19 protein-coding genes are annotated in these 23,078 nt (G+C 73.1%); 7 read left to right on the top strand and 12 right to left on the bottom strand.

Translation table 11 applies throughout. From position 1 onward, the window contains the following. Nucleotides 1-190: 190 nt before the first annotated feature. Entirely contained in the window at nt 191-1,237 is a 1,047-nt protein-coding gene (locus STTU_RS00880) for a LacI family DNA-binding transcriptional regulator (protein WP_037934217.1), read from the bottom strand. Between the two features lie 187 nt (nt 1,238-1,424). Between STTU_RS00880 and STTU_RS00875 the strand changes: the two genes are divergently transcribed. After that, nucleotides 1,425-4,157 carry a glycoside hydrolase family 2 gene (locus STTU_RS00875; RefSeq protein ID WP_007818849.1) on the top strand — a complete coding sequence of 911 codons (2,733 nt, stop codon included), beginning with the start codon at nt 1,425-1,427 and terminating at the stop codon, nt 4,155-4,157. Between the two features lie 154 nt (nt 4,158-4,311). On the opposite strand, the gene STTU_RS00870 is transcribed toward STTU_RS00875, so the two are convergent. The 6 genes from STTU_RS00870 to STTU_RS00845 form a co-directional block, all read right to left on the bottom strand. Beyond that, nucleotides 4,312-5,790 carry a GH1 family beta-glucosidase gene (locus STTU_RS00870; RefSeq protein ID WP_007818847.1) on the bottom strand — a complete coding sequence of 493 codons (1,479 nt, stop codon included), beginning with the start codon at nt 5,788-5,790 and terminating at the stop codon, nt 4,312-4,314. A 42-nt stretch (nt 5,791-5,832) separates the two neighbouring features. Continuing rightward, nucleotides 5,833-6,753 (bottom strand): carbohydrate ABC transporter permease, encoded by a 921-nt coding sequence (locus tag STTU_RS00865; RefSeq protein WP_007818845.1) that lies wholly within the window; start codon nt 6,751-6,753, stop codon nt 5,833-5,835. Nucleotides 6,754-6,767: 14 nt separating this feature from the next. Further along, on the bottom strand, nt 6,768-7,763 hold the full coding sequence (locus STTU_RS00860; protein WP_007818843.1) for a carbohydrate ABC transporter permease: 996 nt from the start codon (nt 7,761-7,763) through the stop codon (nt 6,768-6,770). An 87-nt stretch (nt 7,764-7,850) separates the two neighbouring features. Further along, nucleotides 7,851-9,170: an ABC transporter substrate-binding protein gene (locus tag STTU_RS00855; RefSeq protein WP_007818841.1), complete on the bottom strand. Its 1,320-nt coding sequence runs from the start codon at nt 9,168-9,170 to the stop codon at nt 7,851-7,853. A gap of 1,136 nt (nt 9,171-10,306) precedes the next feature. Continuing rightward, nucleotides 10,307-10,531, bottom strand: a complete 225-nt coding sequence (locus STTU_RS00850; protein WP_010266473.1) for a hypothetical protein — start codon at nt 10,529-10,531, stop codon at nt 10,307-10,309. Between the two features lie 241 nt (nt 10,532-10,772). Further along, nucleotides 10,773-11,345: a TetR/AcrR family transcriptional regulator gene (locus STTU_RS00845; protein ID WP_007818828.1), complete on the bottom strand. Its 573-nt coding sequence runs from the start codon at nt 11,343-11,345 to the stop codon at nt 10,773-10,775. A 109-nt stretch (nt 11,346-11,454) separates the two neighbouring features. Here STTU_RS00845 and STTU_RS00840 point away from each other — a divergent pair, with 109 nt between their 5' ends. Together STTU_RS00840 and STTU_RS00835 are read left to right on the top strand one after the other, a co-directional pair. Continuing rightward, nucleotides 11,455-12,339, top strand: coding sequence for an NAD-dependent epimerase/dehydratase family protein (locus tag STTU_RS00840; RefSeq protein ID WP_043253675.1), 885 nt, complete (start codon nt 11,455-11,457; stop codon nt 12,337-12,339). A gap of 173 nt (nt 12,340-12,512) precedes the next feature. Continuing rightward, complete coding sequence (locus STTU_RS00835; protein WP_007818825.1) at nt 12,513-13,544, top strand: lactonase family protein; 1,032 nt, start codon at nt 12,513-12,515, stop codon at nt 13,542-13,544. A 158-nt stretch (nt 13,545-13,702) separates the two neighbouring features. Here the strand turns inward: STTU_RS00835 and STTU_RS00830 are convergent, their stop codons facing one another. Beyond that, nucleotides 13,703-14,641, bottom strand: coding sequence for a sirohydrochlorin chelatase (locus STTU_RS00830; protein WP_199784990.1), 939 nt, complete (start codon nt 14,639-14,641; stop codon nt 13,703-13,705). A 165-nt stretch (nt 14,642-14,806) separates the two neighbouring features. Continuing rightward, a complete protein-coding gene (locus STTU_RS00825) occupies nt 14,807-15,793 on the bottom strand; it encodes an N-acetylglucosamine kinase (protein ID WP_007818821.1) in 987 nt (328 codons plus the stop codon). Nucleotides 15,794-15,924: 131 nt separating this feature from the next. Here STTU_RS00825 and STTU_RS00820 point away from each other — a divergent pair, with 131 nt between their 5' ends. Both STTU_RS00820 and STTU_RS00815 read left to right on the top strand, forming a co-directional pair. Continuing rightward, entirely contained in the window at nt 15,925-16,602 is a 678-nt protein-coding gene (locus STTU_RS00820) for a uracil-DNA glycosylase (RefSeq protein ID WP_009070900.1), read from the top strand. 133 nt (nt 16,603-16,735) lie between these two features. After that, nucleotides 16,736-17,845, top strand: coding sequence for an MFS transporter (locus STTU_RS00815; protein WP_007818811.1), 1,110 nt, complete (start codon nt 16,736-16,738; stop codon nt 17,843-17,845). Here STTU_RS00815 and mmuM read toward each other — a convergent pair. Further along, nucleotides 17,808-18,722 (bottom strand): homocysteine S-methyltransferase, encoded by a 915-nt coding sequence (gene mmuM / locus STTU_RS00810; RefSeq protein WP_043253671.1) that lies wholly within the window; start codon nt 18,720-18,722, stop codon nt 17,808-17,810. The genes STTU_RS00815 and mmuM overlap by 38 nt on opposite strands. A gap of 170 nt (nt 18,723-18,892) precedes the next feature. Between mmuM and STTU_RS00805 the strand changes: the two genes are divergently transcribed. Next, entirely contained in the window at nt 18,893-19,996 is a 1,104-nt protein-coding gene (locus tag STTU_RS00805) for an NADH:flavin oxidoreductase/NADH oxidase (RefSeq protein ID WP_043253669.1), read from the top strand. 127 nt (nt 19,997-20,123) lie between these two features. Beyond that, a complete protein-coding gene (locus tag STTU_RS00800; RefSeq protein WP_009070907.1) occupies nt 20,124-20,483 on the top strand; it encodes an ArsR/SmtB family transcription factor in 360 nt (119 codons plus the stop codon). Here STTU_RS00800 and STTU_RS00795 read toward each other — a convergent pair. Continuing rightward, nucleotides 20,397-21,959 carry a nucleobase:cation symporter-2 family protein gene (locus tag STTU_RS00795; protein ID WP_007818806.1) on the bottom strand — a complete coding sequence of 521 codons (1,563 nt, stop codon included), beginning with the start codon at nt 21,957-21,959 and terminating at the stop codon, nt 20,397-20,399. The genes STTU_RS00800 and STTU_RS00795 overlap by 87 nt on opposite strands. Before the next feature lie 383 nt (nt 21,960-22,342). Further along, a complete protein-coding gene (locus STTU_RS00790) occupies nt 22,343-22,987 on the bottom strand; it encodes a DUF305 domain-containing protein (RefSeq protein WP_007818804.1) in 645 nt (214 codons plus the stop codon). Nucleotides 22,988-23,078: the final 91 nt, after the last annotated feature.

Here is a 23,078-nt window from a genome sequence, read left to right as displayed (position 1 = left end):
GGAGTTCTCCCGTAGCGGCACGGACCCGTGCGAGCACACGGGCACGAGGGAAAGGAACGTGGTCGTACTGCGGTCGGCCCCGTGACGCGGCGCCAACTCCGCTTGTGCGTCTGGTTTTTACATCGTTGGAAGGTGGCTGTAAACCCCTCCCGGCCAAGGCGGCCGGACGGGGTGCCCCCGGGCGCCGGTCTCAGCGCCGTCCGAGTGTGCTCTCGCGCTCCAGGAGCCGGAAGGGGGCGAGCACGGAGGGCTGCTGCTCGGGCGGCGCGTCCCCGTTCCCGTTCACGCGCTGCGCCGCGGCCCGCTCCAGCGAGCTGACCAGCGAGGACACCGCGAGCCGCGCGATCGCCTTCTTGTCCGGCGAGATCGTCGTGAGCGTCACGGCCCCGTACCGCGACTCGGGCACGTCGTCGAATCCGACGACCGCCACGTCCCACGGGACCCGCAAACCCCGCTCGTGCAGCACCCGCATCGCGCCCACCGCTACCAGATCGTTGTAAGCGAACACCGCGTCGGGACGCACCCCGGAGTCCAGCAGCCGCGCCATGCCCTCGGCGCCGTCCCCCCGGTCCCAGCCCCCCGTCGGCGCCGCGAGCCGCTCCCCGCCCTCCAGGCCCGCCGCCTTCAGTTCCTCCCGCCAGCCCTGAAGCCGCAGCTGGGCGGGCCTGTTCGGGGAATCCGTACGCGCCCCGAGGAAGGCGATCCGCGTCCGGCCGAGCCGGATCAGGTGCCGCACCGCGCTGCGGGCCGCCGCGACGTTGTCGATCGCGATGTGCGGGTACGGCAGCGCGTACTCCCGCTCCCCGAGCAGCACGAGCGGCACGTCGTCCGTCCGGGCCGACAGGTCCTCCGGTTCCAGTTCGAGCGGCGAGAGGATCAGCCCGTCGATGACCCGCGCCCGGAAGCCCTGGCTGACCAGGACCTCGCGCTCCCGCTCGCCGCGCGTGTGGTCGAGCAGCACCGTCAGCTCGTGCTCCGCCGCCGCGTCGATCACCTCCCCCGCCAGCTCGGCGAAGTAGGGATTGCCCAGCTCGGGCACCGCGAGCGCGATGATCCCCGTCCGGCCCTTGCGCAGGTTGCGGGCGGTCAGATTGGGGCGGTACCCCAGTTCGTCGATGGCCCGCTGGACCCGCTCCCGCATGGCCGGCGTGACGTGCTCGTAGTGATTGACCACGTTCGAGACGGTCTTGATCGACACGCCCGCCAGTTGCGCGACGTCCTTGAGGCTCACCCGCACGAAAACCCCTCCGCTTCACTCCGCGTCCCGGCGTCCGGGCGCGTCCGTCATGACCCTGGACAGTAGGCGAGAGGGCGTGCTCTCATGCCAACTGCCGTTCCTTGCAACGTTGTACAGACTGGAGCGGCGAGCCGCCACCCTTCCTCGACATGACATCGGGGGACCTTGCGCAAAGGCCCCCGTGGCAATGCCCCACGGCAAGAAGGAGGAGCACGTGCGCAACCGCAGCAGATTCTCCCCGGCAGGGGGCGTGGGACGCCCCCTCGCCCTGTGCGCCGCCGCGCTGCTGGGCCTCGCGGGACTCACCGCGACGTCCACCGCGAGCGCGGCGGACCCCGGGAGCACTCGCCCCGCGGCAGGCACCCTCACCCCCCACCCCACCTCCACCTCCACCTCCCACCGGACCGGCACCGCGGACGCCGCGGAGCTGCACGGCCTCCGGGGCGACTACTACACCCAGTCCGCCCCCGGCGCCTTCGACTTCGACCAGCTCAAGGCCACCGCCTTCGACCCCTCGCTCGACTTCGACAGCCTGGAGTCCCGCCTGCAACAGGCCACCGGGCAGGCCGACGACGTCAACGTCCGCTGGACGGGCCGCCTCGTCCCCGGCAAGAGCGGCGAGCACACCTTCCAGATCAAGGGCGACAACGGCTTCCGGCTCTGGATCGGCGACGAACTCGTCATCGACCACTGGGTCGACGACTGGGACAAGGAACAGGTCTCCCGGCCCGTCACCCTGGAAGCGGGCAAGGCGTACGACATCAAGCTGGAGTACTTCGAGCACGAGGGCGGCTCGAACCTCCACTTCTCCTGGACCCCGCCCGGCGGCACCCAGGCCCCCGTCCCGCAATCCGCCTTCCTCACCCCCGAGAACTGGGCCTACGACGGCGCCACCTCCGCGACCGTCACCAGCACAGGCCGCACCCTCGAACTCGGCTTCCCGCACTCCCTCGCCACCCCGCCGAGCACCGTCGCCCAGCACCTCAGCGCCAACATCGGCGGCGCCGACTGGCCCCTCGGCACCGTCCGCAAGGACCCCGCCGACCCGGCGAAACTCCTCGTGTCGCTCAAGGAACCCGTCGTCGGGGCGGGCGGCTCCGTCGACGTGCGCTACGACGGCGAGGGCGGCCTGCGCACGAAGGCCGACGCCGGGGACACCGCGATCGGCGCCTTCTGGGCGGGCGGCGCCAACGAGTCCACGTACCAGCTCAGCACCCGCTGGGCCAAGGACGTCGGCCCGAAGAACGCGCACCCCGAATACCCCCGCCCCCAGCTCACCCGCGACCGCTGGCAGAACCTCAACGGCACCTGGCAGTTCGCCGCGGCCAAGCAGGGCGAGGCCCCGCCGCTCGGCAAGAACCTCGCCGAGCGCGTCCTCGTCCCCTACCCGATCGAGTCGCAGCTCTCCGGCATCGAGCGCCACGAGGACCGCATGTGGTACCGGCGCACCTTCACCGTGCCGGCGAACTGGAAGGTCGGCCACGGGGAGCGGCTTCAGCTCAACTTCGACGCCGTCGACTGGCAGGCCGACATCTGGGTCAACGGGCACAAGGTCACCAGCCACAAGGGCGGCTACGACCGCTTCTCCGCGGACGTCACCGACGCGCTCAAGCCCGGCCGCACCCAGGAACTCGTCGTCGGCGTCTACGACCCGACCGACGCGAAGAACGGCGAGAACCCGCCCGTCGGCAAGCAGCGCCTCGACCCCAGCGGCATCTGGTACACGCCCAGCTCCGGCATCTGGCAGACCGTCTGGATGGAACCCGTCGCGGCCGAGCACACCGACACGCTCAAGCTCACGCCCGACGTCAAGAACCAGCGTCTGGCCGTCGACGTCAACGCCACCCGCGCCGGGCTCCCCGTGACCGCGACCGCCTTCGACGGCAAGCGCAAGGTCGCCACCGTCCACGGCCGCACCGGCACGACCCTCCGGCTCCCCGTCAGGAACCCGCACCTCTGGTCACCCGACGACCCCCACCTCTACCGCCTGGAGGTCACCACCGGGAACGACCGCGTCGGCAGCTACTTCGGGATGCGCGACATCGCCGTTGAGAACGTCGACGGCACCCCGCGCACCGTGCTCAACGGCAAACCCGTCTTCATGATGGCCACCCTCGACCAGGGCTTCTGGCCGGACGGCCTGCACACCGCGCCCACCGACGAGGCCCTGAAGTACGACCTCGTCCAGCACAAGAACCTCGGCTTCAACTCCGTGCGCAAGCACATCAAGGTCGAGCCCGACCGCTGGTTCTACTGGGCCGACAAGCTCGGCCTCCTCGTGTGGCAGGACATGCCCGCCATGTCCTCCGTCCCCGACAGCGCGAGCGAGAAGGCCGAGTACGAGCACGAGATGAAGCAGATGATCGACCAGCACGCGAGCAGCCCCTCGGTCATCATGTGGGTCACCTTCAACGAGGGCTGGGGCCAGTACGACCAGGCCCGCATCGCCGACCAGGCGAAGAAGTGGGACCCCAGCCGCCTCGTCAACAACATGAGCGGACTCAACTGCTGCGGCGCCGTCGACGGAGGCAACGGCGACATCGCCGACGCGCACGGCTACCCGAGCCCGGCCCTCCCGGCACCCGACGGCAAACGCGCCCTCGTCAGCGGCGAGTTCGGCGGCCTCGGCCTCGCCGTACCGGGCCACGCCTGGCCGGTCCAGCAGAGCTACATCGGCGTCGAGAAGGAGGCGTACACCGACGAGTACCTCAAGAAGGTCGACGAGGTCCACGCCCTCGCCTGCGAGGGCGGCAACGGCTCGGTCTACACGCAGATCGCCGATGTCGAGGGCGAACTCAACGGCATCATGACCTACGACCGCTCCGTCATGAAGGCCGACGTCGGCAAGGTCCGCGCCGCCCAGCGCGCCCTGATCGCCGACGCCTCGCGGGACACGGTACGGGGGTGCCCGACGAGCTGACCACGGCGCCGGGCCCGTACGGGACACCCCGTACGGGCCCGGCGCGCACGGCGAAGGGCGGGGCGCCCCCACGCGGCCCCCGCCCCCCACCGGGAGCGGGCGGTCGACCCCCACGGCGCCCGCCCGCTCCGTCCCGGCCCCCCGGCCCGGTGGCTCAGCCCGGCAGCCCGCCGCGCCGGATCACCTCCGCGTACCAGTGGGCGCTCGCCTTCGGGATGCGCCGCTGCGAGGCGTAGTCCACGTACACCGCGCCGAAGCGCTTCGCGTACCCGTAGGACCACTCGAAGTTGTCGAGCAGCGACCACAGGAAGTACCCGCGCACGTCCGCGCCGTCCGCGACCGCCTGCCGCACCGCCTCCAGGTGGGAGTGCAGGTACGCGATGCGCTCGGGGTCCTCGACGCGGCCCTCCGGCGAGACGTAGTCGTCGAACGCCGCGCCGTTCTCGGTCACCATGAGCGGCAGCTCGGGGTGCGCCGCGTGCAGTTCGGTGAGCAGGGTGTGCAGCCCCGAGGCGTCGACCGCCCAGTTCATCGCCGTGCGCTCGCCGGGGGCCAGGTGGAAGGCGACGTCCTCGGAACCGGTCCACGGCGAGTGGTCGCTCGCACCGTGCCCGTCGTCGCGCGAGTCGCCCGCCCCGTCCGAGGCGGAGACGATCGTCGGCGTGTAGTAGTTGACGCCGAGCACGTCGAACGGCGTCGCGATGGTCTCCAGGTCACCCGGCCTGACCAGCTCCTCCCAGTCCACGAGCGGCGTGGTGCGCCGGACCAGGTCCTCCGGGTAGCCGCCGTCGAGCAGCGGCCCGGTGAAGACCCGGTTGCCCACCTCGTCGATCCGCCGCGCCGCGTCCGCGTCCCCGGCGCTCGTGGTGAGCGGACGCACCTGGTGCAGATTGAGCGTGATCGAGGTCTGCGCATCGGCGGGGAGCAGCCCGCGCAGCACCTGGACGCCCTTGCCGTGCGCCAGGTTGAGGTGGTGCGCCGCGCGCAGCGTCGCCGCGGCGTCCGTACGTCCCGGAGCGTGCACGCCGGATCCGTAGCCGAGGAACGCCGAACACCACGGCTCGTTGAGCGTCGTCCACATCGGCACGCGGTCGCCGAGCGCGCCCGCCACGAGCGCCGCGTAGTCCGCGAACCGCTCGGCCGTGTCGCGCAGCGGCCACCCGCCCGCGTCCTCCAGCTCCTGCGGAAGGTCCCAGTGGTACAGCGTCGCCACCGGCGTGATCCCGGCCTCCAGGAGCGAGTCCACCAGGCGCCGGTAGAAGTCGAGCCCCCGCTCGACGGCCGGGCCGCGCCCCGTGGGCTGCACGCGCGACCAGGAGACGGAGAAGCGGTAGGCGCCGAGCCCCAGCTCCTTCATCAGCGCGACGTCCTCGCGGTACCTGTGGTAGTGGTCCGCCGCGATGTCACCGGTGTCGCCGTTGCGCACCTTGCCGGGGGTGTGGCTGAAGGTGTCCCAGATCGAAGGGGTCCGGCCGTGCTCCGTCGCCGCCCCCTCCACCTGGTACGAGGCGGTGGCGGCACCCCACAGGAAGCCGGTGGGGAAGCCGGTGGCGGACTCGGAGGGCGAGACGGAGGGCGAGGCGCCGGGTGCGGCACCCGGCCGAGAGCCGGACTCGGGTCGTACAGCGGTCATATGAGAGCGCTCCCATGATGTGGAGGGGAAGGAAGAAGAAGCTCAGCCCTTGACCGCGCCGGCCATGATGCCGCCCACGATCTGCTTGCCGAAGACGATGAACACCACGATCAGCGGCAGGGTGCTGATGAGCGCGCCCGCCATCACGATCGACTGGTCGGGGGTGTACGAGGCGCTGAGCTGGCCCAGCGCCACCTGGACCGTCGGATTGGACTGGTTGAGCGCGAGGAACGGCCAGAAGAAGTCGTTCCACGCCTGCACGAAGGTGAGCATGCCGAGCACCATCATGGCGGGCCGGGCGGCGGGCAGGACGACGCTGCGCACGACGCGCAGGTTGTTGGCACCGTCGACCTTGGCGGCCTCGATCAGTTCGTACGGCAGCGCCTCGATGAGGTACTGCCGCATGAAGAAGACGCCGAAGGCGCTCACGAGCGTCGGGAAGATGACGGAGGGCAGCTTCCCGCCCCAGCCGATGTCCGACATGATCATGAACAGCGGGACGACGCTGAGCTGCGGCGGGATGGTGAGCGTCGCGATCACCGCGGTCATGAGGACCCCGCGACCGCGGAAGCGCAGCTTGGCGAAGGCGTACCCGGCCAGCGTGCAGAAGAACAGCGTCGCCGCGGTGATGCAGCCCGCGACGATCAGGGTGTTGACAAGCGCCTTGCCGAGGCTCGCCTGCTCCCAGGCCGCCTGGAGGTTGTGCCACAGACGGCCGCCCGGCAGGAACGGCGGCGGGCTGTCGAGCACCCGCTGCTGATCGTGCGAGGCGGCCACCAGCGTCCAGTACAGCGGGAAGACGGAGAGCACGCCGACGACCGCGAGGGCGAGGTACGTGAACGGGCCGCCGCGCAACTGCTCGCCCGCGCCGATGCGGAAGCGGCGCCTGCCGGAGGTCTGCGGCCCGGGGGCGGCGGGGTCCGCGGCGGCGAGCACGGAAGGAGTGGGTGTGGTCGTGGTCATGGATTCGCTCCCTCTCAGCCCGCGCTCTTGCGCAGGAAGCGGCCGATCAGCCACTGGATCAGCGCGATCAGCAGCAGCAGGGCGAGCATCGACCAGGCCACGGCGGCGGCCGGGCCGAGGTGGCCGAGCTTCCAGCCGTAGTTGTAGAGATAGATGCTCAGCGTCTCGTACTGGTGCTCGCTGCCCCCGGTGGCGCCGAGCGTGCCGCCCTCCAGGAGCAGCGGCTCCCCGAAGAGCTGCATCGAGCCGATCGTCGAGATGACGATGGTGAAGAGGATCGTCGGCCGCAGCGAGGGGATCGTCACCTTGCGGAACTGCTGCCAGCGCGAGGCCCCGTCGATCGAGGCCGCCTCGTAGAGGTCGGCCGGTACGGCCTGCATCGCGGCGAGGTAGATGAGCGCGTTGTAGCCGGTCCAGCGCCAGATGACGATGACCGAGATGGCGATCTTCGAGGTCCAGTGGCCGTTGGCCCAGTTGGTGTCGCCCAGGCCGACGAAGTGCAGCAGGTAGTTGAGCAGGCCGCCGTCGGGACGGAAGACGAGCGCGAAGACGAGCGCGGCGGTGGCGACCGAGGTCGCGTACGGGGTGAGGATCACCGTCCGCCAGAACGTCGAGGCGCGCAGCCGGTAGTTGAGCAGGTGCGCGAGGCCGAGCGCCACGAGGAGCTGCGGCACGGTCGAGATGACACCGATGACGAAGGTGTTCGCGACCGCGTCCCAGAACTCGCCGTCGCCGAGGACGCGCTGGAAGTTGTCGAGACCGATCCAGGTGGACTGGTCGAGCCCGGTCAGCTCGACGCGGTGCAGCGCGATCCAGCCGGTGTAGAGCAGCGGGTAGAGCCCGAAGGCGGCGAAGACGAGGAAGAACGGGGCGATGTAGGCGTACGGGGACGCCTTGTCGTCCAGGCGCCACAGCCGGCTGCGCAGCCGGCGGCGGGCCTCGGCGCGCGCCGCGTCCGCCGCCGGGGGCGGGGGAGTGGCGGACGGCCTGGTGGGGGTTGAGGTGGCCACGGTTGTCCTTTCCTTCAAGGACGGACGGACGGGGAAAGGGGGCGCCCGGGGCGGCCCGCTCGCGCGCGGACCACCCCGGGCGGGCCGTCAGCCGATCGACTTGTCGATGGTCTGGGTGGCCGCCTTCCAAGCGTCGTCGGGCTTGGTGCCGCGCTGCTCCATGTTGTTGATCTGCTTCGAGATCTCGTCCTTGATCGAGGCGTCCTTCGCGCCGAGGACGGCCTCGGGGATCGCCTGCGCCTCGGCCGCGTAGATCTCACCGATCGGGGCGTTGTTGAAGTACGGGAGCGTCGCGCTCTTCACGTCCGCGAGGTCGTACGCCTTCTTGTTCGACGGGAAGATGCCGACCGCCTTGAAGGTCTTCGCCTGCTGCTCGGGAGCGGTCAGCCACTTGACGAGCGCCGTGGCCTCCTTGACGTGCTTTCCGCCCTTGGGAACGCTCAGGAAGGAGCCGCCCCAGTTGGCGGCGGTGTCACCGGGGGCCTTGGCGATGTCCCACTTGCCCTTGAAGGCGTCACCGGAGTTCGTCGAGATCTGCGCGGCCATCCAGGCGGGGCAGGCCACGGTGGCGATCGTGCCCTTGCGCAGCGCGTTCGTCCACGGGTCCTGGAACTGCGCGAGTCCCTGGCTCAGCTTCTTGTCGGCGACCTCGGCGGCCAGGTTCCAGCCCTGCTTGACGCTGGCGCTGTCCTTGTAGATCGCCTTGCCGCTCTTGTCGTAGTACTGCTCGGCGTTCGAGGAGACGACGGCGTTGAACATCGCGCTCGCGGAGTCCATGAAGTACGTGCCCTTGGGCGCCTTCTTCTTGTACTCCTGGCCGAGCTTGATGTAGTCCTCCCAGCCGCCCGCGACGGCCCTGGCCACGGTCTCGCGGTCGTCCGGCAGCCCCGCCTGCTCGAAGAGGTCGCGGCGGTAGCACAGGGACATCGGGCCGATGTCGGTACCGGCGCCGATGACCGCGCCGTCCTTCGTGGTGGCCTGCTTCTCCTTCCAGGAGACCCAGTCGTCCACGTTGAGCGACTTGCTGAGGTCGACGAACTTGTCCGCCTGGGTGTCCGTGACCTCCTTGACGCGCCCGACCTCGACACCGACGACGTCGCCGAGACCACTGTTGCTGTTGAGCTGCTGGAGCAGCTTCGGGTAGTAGTCCGCCTCGTTCGCGGTGGTGTCCTCCTTGACCGTGATGTTCGGGTGGAGCTTGTGGTACTCGGCGAAGAGCTTCGCCTCCTTGTACCCGAACTGGCCGTAGTCGGCGACGGTCAGGGTGATCGAGCCGTCGGACGCCTTGTCCGAGGAACCGGAGTCGTCACTGCAACCGGTCAGTACGAGGGCGCAGGCCGTCAGGGCCGTGGTCGCGAGGACCACGCTCTTCCTGGCGCGGCCCGGGGCCGTGCGGGTGATGCGCATTCCACTACTCCTAGGTTCCGGCAACGGTGCCGGGTCGAGAAAGCGGCGTGTGGGAGCGGGTGGTGAAGCGGGCCGCCAGGCGGGCCGGGCCGCGCATGCGTGCGGCTTGCCTGTGGAGCGCTCCCACGCCCGACGTGGGAGCGTTCCCACGTGATGCCGGAAGGTTGCTGCCTGGCTGGCGGCCTGTCAAGAGATGAAGTCGGTTCTGTTGCTGGCGCATGTCGTACGGGAGGCGGATACGGGCCTCGCGGGGGCGGAACGGGGCTCCGCGAAGCCCGAAAGACGCAGCTCAGGCGGTCCGTTGCGCCCGATGGCCTCGCTTTGGTAGCCGTGGGGTCACGAAGAGGCCACGTTCAGGACCTGACGGTTGGGAACGGTGACCTGGGCGGGGGAGGGGGTGAGGCGGGGTCAGGGAGGTGGGGGAGTGTGGCCGTTCGGGGGCGTGGGGTTCGCGCGTGCGCCGGACGAGGGGGTTTGCGAAGTGGGCGGTCGCGGGGGGCTTCGCTGTCTCTGGTCGGCGTGAGGAAAGCCGGTCGGGGTTTGCCGCAGTGAACGCGGCGCACAGTTGTGGGGGGTCTCGGTTCGCATCGGGCCGGACGCCTCTGTGCAACTCGCCGTTTTGCAGGTCTTGGTAGAGCCGTGCGAGGTGCGCGCGCGGGAAGCCCGGCGCGGCGGTGTCGCTCCCGTGGACGGCCGGAAGGTGGTCGGCCCCACGTCGCGAGGTGCGCGCCGGGCCCGTGGCTTGCGTACTGGTTCGCCATCGCCAAGTGCAACGTCGTGGGCATCGCCGCACCGCGTGCTGGGCCGGGAGGGGTGCTGAGTGTCGGCGCCCTGCCCCGGTTTTCGTCGCTCCGGAGCGGCACCCCGCGGTTCGCGCGGATGCCGCGTGCGCCGACCGGGACCGATCAGGAAGAAGTACGGGACTGCCGTACGTCACCTCGCGCCATCAGCCGATCGCGTCGGCCTCCGGTCCGTCGTGATCGTGTTCCTGGGGCCGCCGTCGTGCTTCGGTGAGGGTGGCGGCAATCAGCGTCTGCACCTGCCCCGCTGCGTTGCCACGCGCTCGGTCACTGGGGGCGAGTTCGCGCCGCTACGGCCGGTCGACCCTGGACCGCTCGCACGCGGCGAACGGCCGCTCAGCGGGTGCCCCGGCCCGTTGTCGCGGGGGGCTGGGGGGTGGAGAGCGCGGGGTTCTCGTCCGCCGAGTCGGGGACCTTGACCATCACGAGCCTGCGGGCGGCGCCGAGCCTGCGGCGCAGGCCGCGGTGGGTGTGGCGGGCGAGGACGAGGCCGAGTGCCAGCGAGGCGAGGAGCCATGCCCCGAGGACGACGAGAATCACGCCGAGAAGAGTCACGGCCATCGCCGCCTTTCCGTCGTAGAGGCCCGAACGGCATCCGTACCCGTCGTGTGACCGCTGAGGGTAGTCGTACACCTGTGCTGTACGGGAAACAGTATGCCCTTGACAGCGGCTCAGGCGGAGAGCCGGTTTGGGGAGGGATTGTGTGCGGGCCGCCGCGCGGTGTCGTCGCGCAGGGTGGGGGCGGCCCGCCCGCCGCGTACCGCCGGGGCCGTGCCCGCCCCGGCGTCGGAGTGGTGCCCGCTCACGCCAGTGCCGCCGCCGCGTCACGCAGTTCGGTCAGCGCTTCCCCGGCCAGGAGACCGAGGGATTCGGCGTTGTCCGGAGCGGTCCAGCGCGCGTAGGCCGTGTCGAAGGCGCGGGCGCCGAGTTCGGCGGCGAGGCTCGCGGACGGCTCGGGAACGCCCCGGGTGCGCAGCGCCTCGGCCATCGCCCCCGCGAGGCCCGCGTGCTTGAAGGCCGCGCGCTCACAAAGCTCCGGGTGGTGGGCGACGACGGCGAGGAGCCGGGCGCCGAAGTCCCGGCGCCCCGCCGGGAAGGACGCCGCGAGCGCGTCGAGCCCGGCACCGACGGCTTCGAGCGGGCCCGCCGCGCCCGGAGCCGTGCCGATCGCCTCCGAGAGCAGCCGCGCGTGCGTGTCCTGGCCCGCGAAAAGCACCTCCCGCTTGTCGGGGAAGTGCCGGAAGAAGGTGGTCCTGGTGAGGCCCGCCCGGTCGGCGATCTGGCGCACCGTGGTCGCGTCGTACCCCTGTTCGGCGAAGAGGTCCAGCGCGGCGACGACCAGGCGCTCCCGCGCGTTCGGTTCCCATCGAGCCATGCCTCACAGGATAGGTGAGGGGACTCGGTACCGTCACTCGGGTACCGTTGACGGTACTGAGTCACATCACTCCGCCCGGTGCCGGGCGGACCGGCACGAGGAGCTGTCCATGCGGGTATTCGTCACGGGTGCGAGCGGCCACATCGGTTCCGCCGTCGTGGAGGAGCTGACCGGGGCGGGGCACGAAGTGCTCGGCCTCGCGCGCTCCGACGCGTCGGCGGCGGTCGTCTCCGCCCTCGGCGGCGAGGTGCGGCGCGGCGACTTCGCCGACACGGCCGCGCTGCGGGACGCGGCGCGCGAAGCGGACGCGGTCGTCCATCTCGCCTTCGACCACGCCACCATGACCGCCGGGGACTTCGCGGGAGCGGCGGCCACCGACCTCGGCGTCGTGCGCACGATCGGCGACGCCCTCGCGGGCACGGGGAAGGCGCTGCTCGGCGTCGGCATGACCCCCACCGGGGACCCGGCGACGGACGCCGTCATCGCCGCGAACCCGCGCTCGGCGGTCTCCCGCGCCCTCGCCGCGTACACGGAGCGCGACGTACGCGTCGTGCACGTCGCCATCCCGCCCGTCACCCACAGCGCGCGCGACACCACGGGCTTCCTCCCGACCCTCATCGGGATCGCCCGCGCCCGCGGCGTCTCCGGCTACCTCGGCGAGGGCGCCAACCGCTGGCCGGCCGCGCACGTCCAGGACGTCGCCCGCCTCTACCGCCTCGCCGTGGAGAAGGCCCCGGCGGGCGCACAGCTCCACGCCGCGACCGAGCCCGGCGTCCCCGTCCGTGAGATCGCCGAGCGCATCGCCCTCCACCTCGGCATCCCCGCGCGCGGCGTTCCCGCCGAGCGGGCCGCCGCCCACTTCCGCGGCTTCCCCTTCATCGGCCTCGACCTCACGATGCCGAACGACTCCACCCGCACCCTCCTCGGCTGGACCCCGAGCCACCCGGGGGTCCTGGGCGACCTCGACGCGGGCCACTACTTCACGACGGCCTGAGCGGACCCGCGCCGCCGCCCGCGTCCGCCCTCGCGCCGACAAAGCGCCGCGCCGGTCCCCGTCCCGGGGTTGCCGCGGCCCCCCCACCAGCGCCGACCCCCGCCCGCCCTGCTGCTACCGTCGCCCCGGGCGCCCCGGAGGGGGGCGTTCGCCGGGTGCGGAGGGGTGGAGCAGTGGACGGTACGTGGGCCGGTCGGGCGTACATCGGGTCTTTCACGGCCGGGGGCGGTGAGGGCATCACGAGCGCCGAGGTGGACGCGGACACCGGGGCGCTCACGCCGTCGGGCGTCACCGCGACGGCGCCCGATCCCTCCTTCCTCGCGCTCGACGCGGCGGGGCAGCGGCTCTACGCGGTCAGCGAGACGACCGAGGGAGTCGCCGTCGCGCTCGCCCTCACGGCGGGCGCGCCCGCGCCGCTCGGCCCGCCCGTCCCCGTGCGCGGTGCGGGCCCCACGCACCTGTGCCTGTACGACGGGCACCTCCTGACCGCGAACTACAACTCCGGAAGCGTCTCGGCGCTCCCCGTCCGCGCGGACGGGGGCCTCGGACCCGTCTCCGGCGTCCTCACGCACAAGGGCTCGGGGCCCCACCCGCAGCGTCAGCAGGAGCCGCACGCCCACCAGGTGCTCCCCGACCCCTCGGGTCGCTGGGCCCTCACCGTCGACCTCGGCACCGACTCGGTACGCGTCCTCGAAGTCGTGGACGGCGTGCCCGTCGTGCACCGCGAGTTCGCGCTGCGGCCGGGCTCGGGCCCCCGGCACCTCGTCTTCCACCCGGACGGGGGACACCTGTACATCCTGAACGAGCTGTCACCCACCCTCACGGTGTGCCGCTGGGACGCCGGGGCGGGCACGCTCAAGGCGGTCATGGAGAGCGCGCTGCTGCCGCTCGCGCCGCAGGGCGACGCCTACGGCTCCGGGGTGCGGGTCTCGCCGGACGGGCGCTGGCTGTGGGCCGCCGTGCGCGGCGAGGACGTCGTCTCGGTCTTCGCGCTCGCGGGCGACGAGGCCCGTCTCGTGACCACCGTGCCGTGCGGCGGCACCTGGCCGCGCGACCTCGCGGTGCACCCCAGTGGCCGCTTCCTCTACACGGCCAACGAGCACAGCGGCAACGTCACGTGCTTCGCCGTCGACCCCGGCACGGGGGTGCCGCGCGAGACGGGCTCGGTCGCCGTACCCGCCGCCTCCTGCGTCGTCTTCGCCTGAGCCGGGCCCCCTCCGCACGGCCCGTGTACAGGGCCGGACCCGCACACACCGCAGGGCCCGCTCCGGCGCTTACGACGCCGGGAGCGGGCCCTGATGGATGAGCACGTGCCGCGCGGGCGGCAACGGGGCGGACGGCGGACAGGTGGCCGCGCGGCGCTTCAGCGCTGCGGGAAGCCCTGGGGGCGGGCCTGGGCGATACCCAGCGCGTCCGTGTACTTGTCGACAACGAGCTTGCCGATCGCCGGGTAGGCGCCGAGCGGCTCGGCCGCCGGGCACTCGGCCTCCTCGGCGGCACCCCGCAACAGCCCTTCGTCCAGCTCGGGGCCGACCAGGTACGGGGCCAGCGCGAGCTGGGTCGCCCCGGCCTCGCGCAGCTCGGCGGCCTTCGCCGCGATCGCGCCCTCCTGGTCGAGCGCCGCCGCCATGACCGGCACGGCGAGCCGCGCGGCGAGCAGCATGCCCGTGATCCCGGCCGCCTGCACGGCCTCCTCGCCGCCCACCGTGGCGAGGATGATGCCGTCCGCCGCGGTCGCCACGGTGAACAGCCGCGCGCGGTCGGCCCGCGCGAGCCCGGCCTCCGACAGACGCACGTGCAGGGCCTCGGCGAGCAGCGGGTGCGGGCCGAGCACGGCGGTCAGCTCGGCGACCGCGCGGCTGTCGTTCACCGCCTGGCGCACGCGGCGCAGCAGCGCGCTGTCGGGCCCGGCGAGCAGCGGCACCACGACGGCGGCGGGACCGTCGTCCACGGGCACGTCCGCGCCGGCCTCGGCGGCCCGCGCGCGGCGCTCGGCGCGCTGCGCGGAGACGTGCGCGAGCACCGCCTTCAGCTGCGGGTACTCGGCCTGGATCGGGTCGGTCTCCTCGCTGTCGAGGTAGCCGACGTGCGCGTCGAGGCCGGGCAGCTCGGAACGGGCGATGCTGGTGACCTCGTCCGCGAGCTGCCGGACCTCCTTGCCCGGGGTCCCTGGCACGGCCAGGACGAGGGCGGGGGCGTTGTCGGGCGCCACCACCGGTTCGGGTCGGCGGTGCCGTCCCGACTGGCGCGGACGGGGCATGCGTACGGGCAGGCCGGATGCGGGCCCAGAGGGGGTGCTCATGGCGCCGCATGGTACTGGTTTCCACCGGCTCGTCGTTCGGGCAGGGGGAGCGTGCGCGGTATCCGTCCGTATTTTTCCGGTCGGTACGGGAACGAGCCGGTGTCCCGCGCTTTCTCCCCCCGCCCCTGACGTCGCGAAGCCCCCGCGAGCACCGCCCGCCACGCCTCAGGCGGCCACCCGATGCACCGTCAGGTGCGCCTCGTCGGCGGGCAGTCGCAGCCCGTCGGTGGCGAGCGCCCGCGCGAGCAGGAGGGCGCCGTCCAGCGGATCGCCCGCCGCCGCCACCCGTGTCGCGTCCGGCAGGACGCGCGCCAGTTCCGTGCCGAGCGGCGCGAGCAGCGGCGCACCCATCCGGAACAGCCCCCCGGTGAGCGCGACGACACCGTCCGGTGGGCAGACGGCCGCCGCCGACGCCGCGATGTGGCCCGCCGCGTCCCGCAGCAGCCCGGCGGCGACTGCGTCCCCGTCCTCGCCCGCCGCGGCGGCGACCTGCGGGGCGAAGGAGGCGAGGACCGCCGCCCGGTCGGTACGCGGGTACAGCAGCGCGGGCAGTCCGGGCAGCGCCCCGAACTCCGCCTCCGCCCGGCGCCTCAGCGCCGCCGAGCCCCCGGGCCGCCCGTCGAGCGCCCGGAGGGCCGCGTCGAGGCCGGCCCGCCCGATCCACGCCCCGCTCCCCGCGTCCCCGAGCAGGTGGCCCCAGCCGTCGGCGCGGTGCCAGGCCCGCAGGTCGGTGCCGAGCGCGATCATCCCCGTACCCGCGGCGACGACCGCACCGGCCCGCTGCCCGAGCGCGCCCGCGTAGGCCGTCGCGGCGTCGGAGGCGAGACCGAGGACCGGCAGCCCGAGCGCGTCGGCGAGCGCGCCCGGGAGCACGGCCCGCAGGTCGGAGCCGAGCGTCGCCATCCCCGCCGCGCCCACCAGGAGCGCGGCGGGCCGCACCCCCTCCGGCAGCGCGCCGCGCACGGCGGGCAGGAGCTGTTCGAGCAGGTGCGCCGCCGAGATCCCCTCGGGGCCCGTCCGTACGGGCACGCGCGAGACGAGCACCCTCGGCTCCCGGTACGGGCCGCCCGCCACCGCGAAGCGCACCCCGGAACCGCCCGAGTCGACGCCCACCACGACGGGCTCACGGCCTGGGGTGTCGTACGGCGGCATGAGCGGGTCTCCTCGGGCTCACGGGACGGGGCGGGCGGCAGCCTAGCCCTCCGCGCGCGGGCCCCTCACGCCGGGGAGCCGCGCGCGAGCCCGGATTGGGACGTACGTCACTGCGCCGATAGAGTGACGCCGTGCCAGCACAACCCTTGAACGAAGTCGTCGAAGCGGGCTGGGCCGAGGCCCTCGCCCCTGTCGCCGGGCGGATCGCCGCCATGGGGGAGTTCCTGCGCGGCGAGATCGCCGCCGGTCGCACGTACCTCCCGGCCGGGAAGAACATCCTGCGCGCCTTCCAGCAGCCGCTGGACGAGGTGAAGGTGCTGATCGTGGGCCAGGACCCGTACCCGACCCCCGGCATGGCGATCGGCCTCAGCTTCGCCGTCGCCCCCGAGGTGCGGCGCCTGCCGGGCTCGCTGGTCAACATCTACCGCGAACTCCAGGCCGACCTCGGCGTCCCGCAGCCCTCCAACGGCGACCTCACTCCCTGGACCAGGCAGGGCGTCCTCCTCCTCAACAGGGCACTCACGACCGCCCCGGGCAGCCCGGCCGCACACCGGGGCAAGGGCTGGGAAGAGGTCACCGAGCAGGCGATCCGCGCCCTCGTCGCGCGCGGCAAGCCCCTCGTCTCGATCCTGTGGGGCCGCGACGCCCGCAACCTGCGCCCGCACCTCGGGGACTACCCCGCCATCGAGTCGGCCCACCCCTCCCCGATGTCCGCCGACCGCGGCTTCTTCGGCTCCCGCCCCTTCAGCCGCGCCAACGACCTGCTCCTCAAGCAGGGCGCCCAGCCCGTGGACTGGCGCCTTCCGTAGCGCCGGGAGCCACAGGACGCGGCGCCGGGGGAGGCGGAATCCACTTGCGCGCGTCCCGCGCGGCGTGTGGTGTGGGCGCGTGAACGCCTTAGCGGAAAGCCGGTGGCGCGCCCCCGCCGTACTCCTCGGGCTCATGCTCGCGGCCTTCACCTTCAACACCGCCGAGAACCTGCCGGTCGGTCTGCTCGGCCGGATCGCCGCCGGTCTCGACGTGCCGCTGTGGGCGGTCGGCCTGCTGGTCTCGTGCTACGGGCTCACCGTCGCGGTCGTCTCGGTCCCGCTCGCCCACCTCACCCGCGCCGTGCCCCGCCGCCACCTCCTCACCGGCGTCCTCGCGGCCCTCGCCGTCTCCGGCCTCGGCGCCGCCCTCGCGCCCGCGTACCTCCCGCTCCTCGCCGCGCGCTTCGTCACCGCGCTCGCGCAGGCGCTCTTCTGGGCCGTGCTCGGACAGGTCGCCGTGGGCCTGTTCGCGCCGGAACGCCGGGGCCGGGTGCTCGGGGTCGTGTCGGTCGCCGGTTCCCTCGCGCTCGTCCTCGGCGTACCGGCCGGGACCTGGATCGGGCGGCACGGCGACTGGCGGCTCCCCTTCGCCCTGCTCGCCGTCCTCGGCCTCCTCGCGCTCCTGCCGGTCGCCGCCCTGCTGCCCATCACGCCGCCGGAGAGCGCCCCGGCCTCGTACGCGAGCGAGCCGGACGCACGCCGCTTCCGCACGGTCCTCGTCGCCGTCGCGCTCTCCGCGACCGGTGGCTTCGCCGGATTCACGTACGTCGTCGAACTCCTCGGCAGCGAGAGCGGATTCGCCCCGGGAACGGTGAGCCTCCTGCTCCTGTGCCTGGGCCTCGGCTGCCTCGCCGGTGTGGCCGCCACGGGCCCCTTCCTCGACCGCTGTCCCTGGGCCGCCCTCACCACCGCCGTCGTGGTGCAGGCCGTAGCGCTCCTCGGCCTCGCCGCCGGGGCCCGCCACCAAATCCTCGCGGTGTGCGGCCTCGCCGTGCTCGGCCTCGCGCTCGGCCCGGTCTTCCTCGCCGCCCAGAACGCCATGCTTCGCTACGCCCCCCGCCGCACCGACCTCGCGCTCGCCGCCAACTCGGGCGCCTACAACGCGGGCATCGCCGCGGGGGCCGCGCTCGGCGGGCTCGTCCTCGCCGGAGCCGGAGTACGCGGCACGTTCCTGACGGGCGGCCTCGTGAGCCTCGCCGCCGGGCTCACGCTCCTGCGCGCAGCACGTCCGCGACACCCCTGATCCCGTCCGGCCCCACCCGGCAGCACCCGCCGACGAGCCGCGCCCCGGCCGCGTACCACTCGGCCGCGAGTTCCGGCGCGAAGCTCGGGTCGCTGCGCCAGCCGCGCGCGTGCGCGTCCCACCGCTCGCCGCTGTTCGGATACGCGACGCCCGGCTTCCCGCTCGCGGCGACGGCGCGCCGCACGGCGTCCGCCACCTCCAGCGGCTCGCAGCAGTTGACCCCCACCGCCACGACCTCCTCCGCCTCCGCCGCGAGCCCGAAGGCCGCGTCCAGCGGCTGCCCCGCCCGCGTCCGCCCGTCCGCCACGCTGTACGAGAGCCACACGGGCACGCCGCAGCCGCGCACGACGGCGAGCAGCGCCCGCGCCTCCTCGGCGTCCGGGACGGTCTCCAGCGCGAGGACGTCGGGCCCGGCCGCGAGCAGGGCCTCGACCCGGGGGCCGTGGAAGCGTTCGAGAGCGGCGCGGCCCACCCCGTACCGCCCCCGGTACTCCGAGCCGTCCGCGAGCATCGCGCCGTACGGGCCCACGGAGGCCGCGACCCACCGGCTCCCCGCGGCGCGGGCCGCCGTGACCGACAGGGCGAGCAGCTCGCGGGTGCGGGCCGCGTCGATGCCGTGCCGCGCGAAGCCCTCGAAGCTCGCCTGGTAGCTCGCCGTCGTCGCGACCTCGGCGCCGGCCTCGGCGTAGGCGCGGTGCGCCTCGGTGAGCGCGGCGGGCTCGTCGCGCAGCAGCCGCGCCGACCACAGCGCGTCCGCGAGGCCGTGCCCCGCCGCCTCCAGCTCGTTCGACAGCCCGCCGTCGAGGACGACGGCCCGCTCGCCCAGCGCCCGGACGAACCCGGCGGAGCCGGTCCCGCGCGCATCCGTACCGTCCATGCCCCCAGGCTAGGGCGCGGCGCCGGGACCGCCACCGGTCGGGCGCCGGGACCGCCATCCGACCGGGCGGCGGGACGGTCACCGGTCGCTTCGTACGAGAGGTTTCGTATTACGAGGGAATTCGTACTATGCTCGGCCGCCTCGCCACTTCACCATGAAAGGGGAATCGCGTGAGCGCGCTCTTCGAGCCCTACGCCCTCCGGTCGCTGACCGCCCGCAACCGGCTCTGGATGGCGTCCATGTGCCAGTACAGCGCCGTCCCGGACGGGCCCGAGCAGGGCGTGCCGAACGACTGGCACTTCCAGCACCTCGCCGCGCGCGCCACCGGCGGCACCGGGCTCATCCTCACCGAGGCGACCGGCGTCAGCCCCGAGGCCCGCATCAGCCCGTACGACCTGGGGCTGTGGAACGACGCGCAGGTCGAGGGCTTCCGCCGCATCACGCGCTTCCTCGACGAGCAGGGCGCCCTCTCCGGCGTCCAGCTCGCTCACGCGGGGCGCAAGGCATCGACGGAGCGCACGTGGGTCGACCGGGGCGCCCCGATCCCCGCCGGCGCGGAGCACGGCTGGACGCCCGTCGCCCCGAGCGCGCTCGCCTTCACGGAGGCGCACACCGTGCCCGAGGAGCTGACCGAGGACGGCATCCGCGAGATCGTCGGCCAGTTCGCCGACGCGGCGCGCCGCGCCCTCGACGCCGGGTTCCGTACCGCCGAGATCCACGGCGCGCACGGCTACCTCATCCACCAGTTCCTCTCCCCGTACAGCAACCACCGCACCGACGCCTACGGCGGCTCCTACGAGAACCGCACCCGCTTCGCGCGCGAGGTCGTCGACGCCGTACGCGCCGTGTGGCCCGAGGGGCTGCCGCTGCTCTTCCGCATCTCGGCCACCGACTGGTTCGAGGAGGACCCCGAGGACCCGCGCACGGGCTGGACCGCCGACGAGACCGTCGCCTTCGCCCGCACCCTCAAGGAGCACGGCGTCGACCTGCTCGACGTCTCCACGGGCGGCATCTCGCCCACCGCGCCGATCGCGGCGGGCCCCGGCTACCAGGTGCGTTTCGCCGAGCGCGTCAAGAACGAGACCGACCTCGCCGCGGCGGCCGTCGGGCTCATCACCGAGGCGCGGCAGGCCGAGAAGATCCTCGCGGACGGCCAGGCCGACGCGATCCTCCTCGGCCGCGAACTCCTGCGCGACCCGTACTTCGCCGCGCACGCCGCCACGGAACTCGGCGAGCAGCCGTACGTGGCACAGCCCTACCACCGCGCGTACTGAGCCCACCCGCGCACCATCCGCCGTGTGCCGGTGCCGCCCCCGTCGTCCGGGGAGCGGTACCGGCACGCGTCGTACGATGGCCGCGCACCGACCGCCCGTACCCCGTCCGCCCCGCCTGGAGCCCGCCGTGACGACCCCCGCCGCAGGCAGCCGCGCCCTGCCGCACCCCGAGCGCGCCGACATCCGGCTCGAAGCGGTGCTCCACGCGCTCGCCGACCCGCTGCGGCTGCGCATCGTGCGCGAACTCGCGGCGCGGCAACGGGAGCTGAACTGCTCGGAGTTCCCCCTCCCGGTCACCAAGTCGACCTCGACGCACCACTTCCGTGTCCTGCGCGAGAGCGGAGTGGTGCGCCAGGTCTACCGGGGCACGGCGAAGCTCAACGGGCTGCGCAGGGACGACCTAGACGCGCTCTTCCCCGGGCTTCTCGACCACGTCCTCGACGCCGCCGCCCGCGAGGCCGACCGGCTCGGCGAGCCCGTCCGCTGAGGAGGCCGAGGGCGCGGGGGGCGCCGAGGGCACAGGGGGCGTCGAGGGGTCGGGAGAGGCGGAGGAATCCGGGGAGTCGGGGGATTCCGGGGACACGGGGGAGACGGCGGCCTCGTCGGCCGGTTTCCCGTCGGCTTCCGGTGACCCCTTGCCGCCCGGCAGGTGGTTGAAGAGCAGGTTCAGGACGAGCGCGGTGAGGCACCCCGCGCTGATCCCGCTGTGCATGACCGTCTGGAACCAGTCCGGGAAACGGTCGTAGACGGTCGGGACGCCCACCGGGAGCAGCCCCACCGCGAGGGCGACCGCGACCACGGTCAGGTTGTGGTTGCCCTTGAAGTCGACCTCCGAGAGCGTGCGCAGTCCGCTCGCCGCGACCGTCCCGAACATGACCAGCCCCGCCCCGCCCAGCACGGGCGCGGGCACCGCGGCGACCACCGCGCCGAGCTTCGGCAGCAGCCCGAGCAGGAGGAGCATCCCGCCCGCCGCCGCGACGACCCAGCGGCTGCGCACCCGCGTCATCCCGACGAGCCCCACGTTCTGCGCGAAGGCCGTGTAGGGGAAGGTGTTGAAGACGCCGCCGAGCACCGTCGAGACCCCGTCGGCGCGCAGCCCGTCCGCGAGCGTGCCCGGTTCCGCCCTGCGGCCCGTCATCTCGCCGACCGCGATGATGTCGCCCGAGGTCTCCGTCATCGAGACCAGCGAGACGATGAGCAGCGACACGATCGCGCCCGCCTCGAAGGTGGGAGCGCCGAAGTGGAACGGGGTGCTGATCCCCGCCCAGTCCGCGTCACCGACACCGCCGAAGTCCGTGAAGCCGAACGGGATCGCGACGAGGACACCCACGACGATGCCGACGAGCACCGCGATCCGGCTCAGGAACGGCGGCGCGAAGCGCTGCACGCCGATCACCACGAGCAGCACGAAGAGGGAGAGCGCGAGGTTCTTCGGCGCGCCGAAGTCCTTCGCCCCCTCACCACCCGCGACCCACGCCCCCGCGACGGGCATGAGCGAGAGACCGATCACGAGGATGACCGTGCCTGTCACGAGCGGCGGGAAGAAACGCAACAGCCGCCCGAAGACCGGAGCGAGCAGGACCATCGCGAGCCCCGCGACGATCACGGCACCGTAGATCGCGGGCAGCCCGCCCGAGCCCGTGCCGATGAGCACCATCGGGGCGACGGCAGCGAACGTACAGCCCTGCATGAGCGGAAGCCGTACCCCGAAGCGCCACACGCCCACGCACTGGATGAGCGTCGCGATCCCGGATATCAGCAGGTCGGCGGTGATGAGGTACGCGAGGTCGGCGGGCGGCAGCTTCATCGCCCCGCCCACGATCAGCGGGACGGCGACCGCGCCCGCGTACATCGCGAGCACGTGCTGGAGCCCGAAGGCGAAGAGCTGGAGGGGTGGCGGCACTTCGTCCACGGGGTGAACGGCCTTCGCGGGCCGCGCGGCGGCCGGAGGTGCGCTCGGCATGGGCACTCCTGGGGAACGGCGGACCGCACGGGCCCGCGGCGGACGGGGACAGGGCAGAGTGTGGGGGACGGTGCAACTGGCTGGAACCGTAGGGAAGTTAAACATTCTGTTGATGTCCGCGGGGTTTCCGTGCCGTTTCCCCGCCCCCGGCCCCGAGCCACCCGCCGACAACCCCCGCGCGGACATCCCGCTCGGCCCGCCCCGCCGCCATGCTCGATCCGCGCCGCCGCCATGCTCGGCCCGCCCCGCTCACCCGTGCGCCGACAGCCGCTCCGTCCTCGCCGCGAGCTCGCTCGGCCCGCGCCGACGCCGCCGCTCGATCGGCGTGCTGACAGGCAGTCAGCCCTCGCCGAAAGCCCGCTCGATCCGCGCCGACGCCCCGCTCAGCCCTTCGCCAGCGCCTCCATGCGGTGGATCTCGCTGCTCTGCTGCGCCACCACGTCGTTCGCCATCTCCTCGACCCGCATGTTGTTGCCGCCCCCGAGGACGTCGCCCGCCATGTCGATGGCGCCTTCGTGATGCTTCGTCATGAGGCGCAGGAAGAGCCGGTCGAAGTCCTTGCCGCGCGCCGCCTTCAAGCGGGCGAGCTGCGCCTGCGTCGCCATGCCCGGCATCGCGCCGTGCTCGTGCTTCGGGGTGCGGGTCCCCTTCGGGTCGTACTCGGCCTGCCAGCCCTTCATCGCGTCGATCTCCGGGCCCTGCGTGTCCGCGATCCGCTCGGCCAGCGCCTTCACCCCGGCCGAGGACGCCCGGGCCGGAGCGAGCCTGCTCAACTCGATCGCCTGCGCGTGATGCGTCATCATCATCGCCACGTAGCGGAAATCGGCCGTGTTGGGCCGGTCGTCCTCCTTCTTGGCCGATTCCGCGTCCTCGGGAGAGAGCGTTTTCGCGGGCTCGCCGGGCTTCGCCGGCGCGATCACCGAACTCGCCGAGGTCTTGGGCTTCTTGACCCCGCCGTCCGGCTCCTGACCTCCCCCTCCGCACGCCGCGAGTCCCAGGCACAGGGCGAGCGAGAGTACGCCCCGCACGCCCCACCGGACACCAGGGGAACCAGAAGATTCCATGACGATCCTGTTACCCGCTCTTGATATGTGCATGAGGAGCACGATACTTCGATCA

Origin of the sequence: Streptomyces sp. Tu6071 (assembly GCF_000213055.1) — a bacterium.
GTDB lineage: Bacteria > Actinomycetota > Actinomycetes > Streptomycetales > Streptomycetaceae > Streptomyces > Streptomyces evansiae.
The sequence above is the reverse complement of the archived record's forward strand: the minus strand, read 5'-3'. Positions and strand labels throughout refer to the sequence as shown.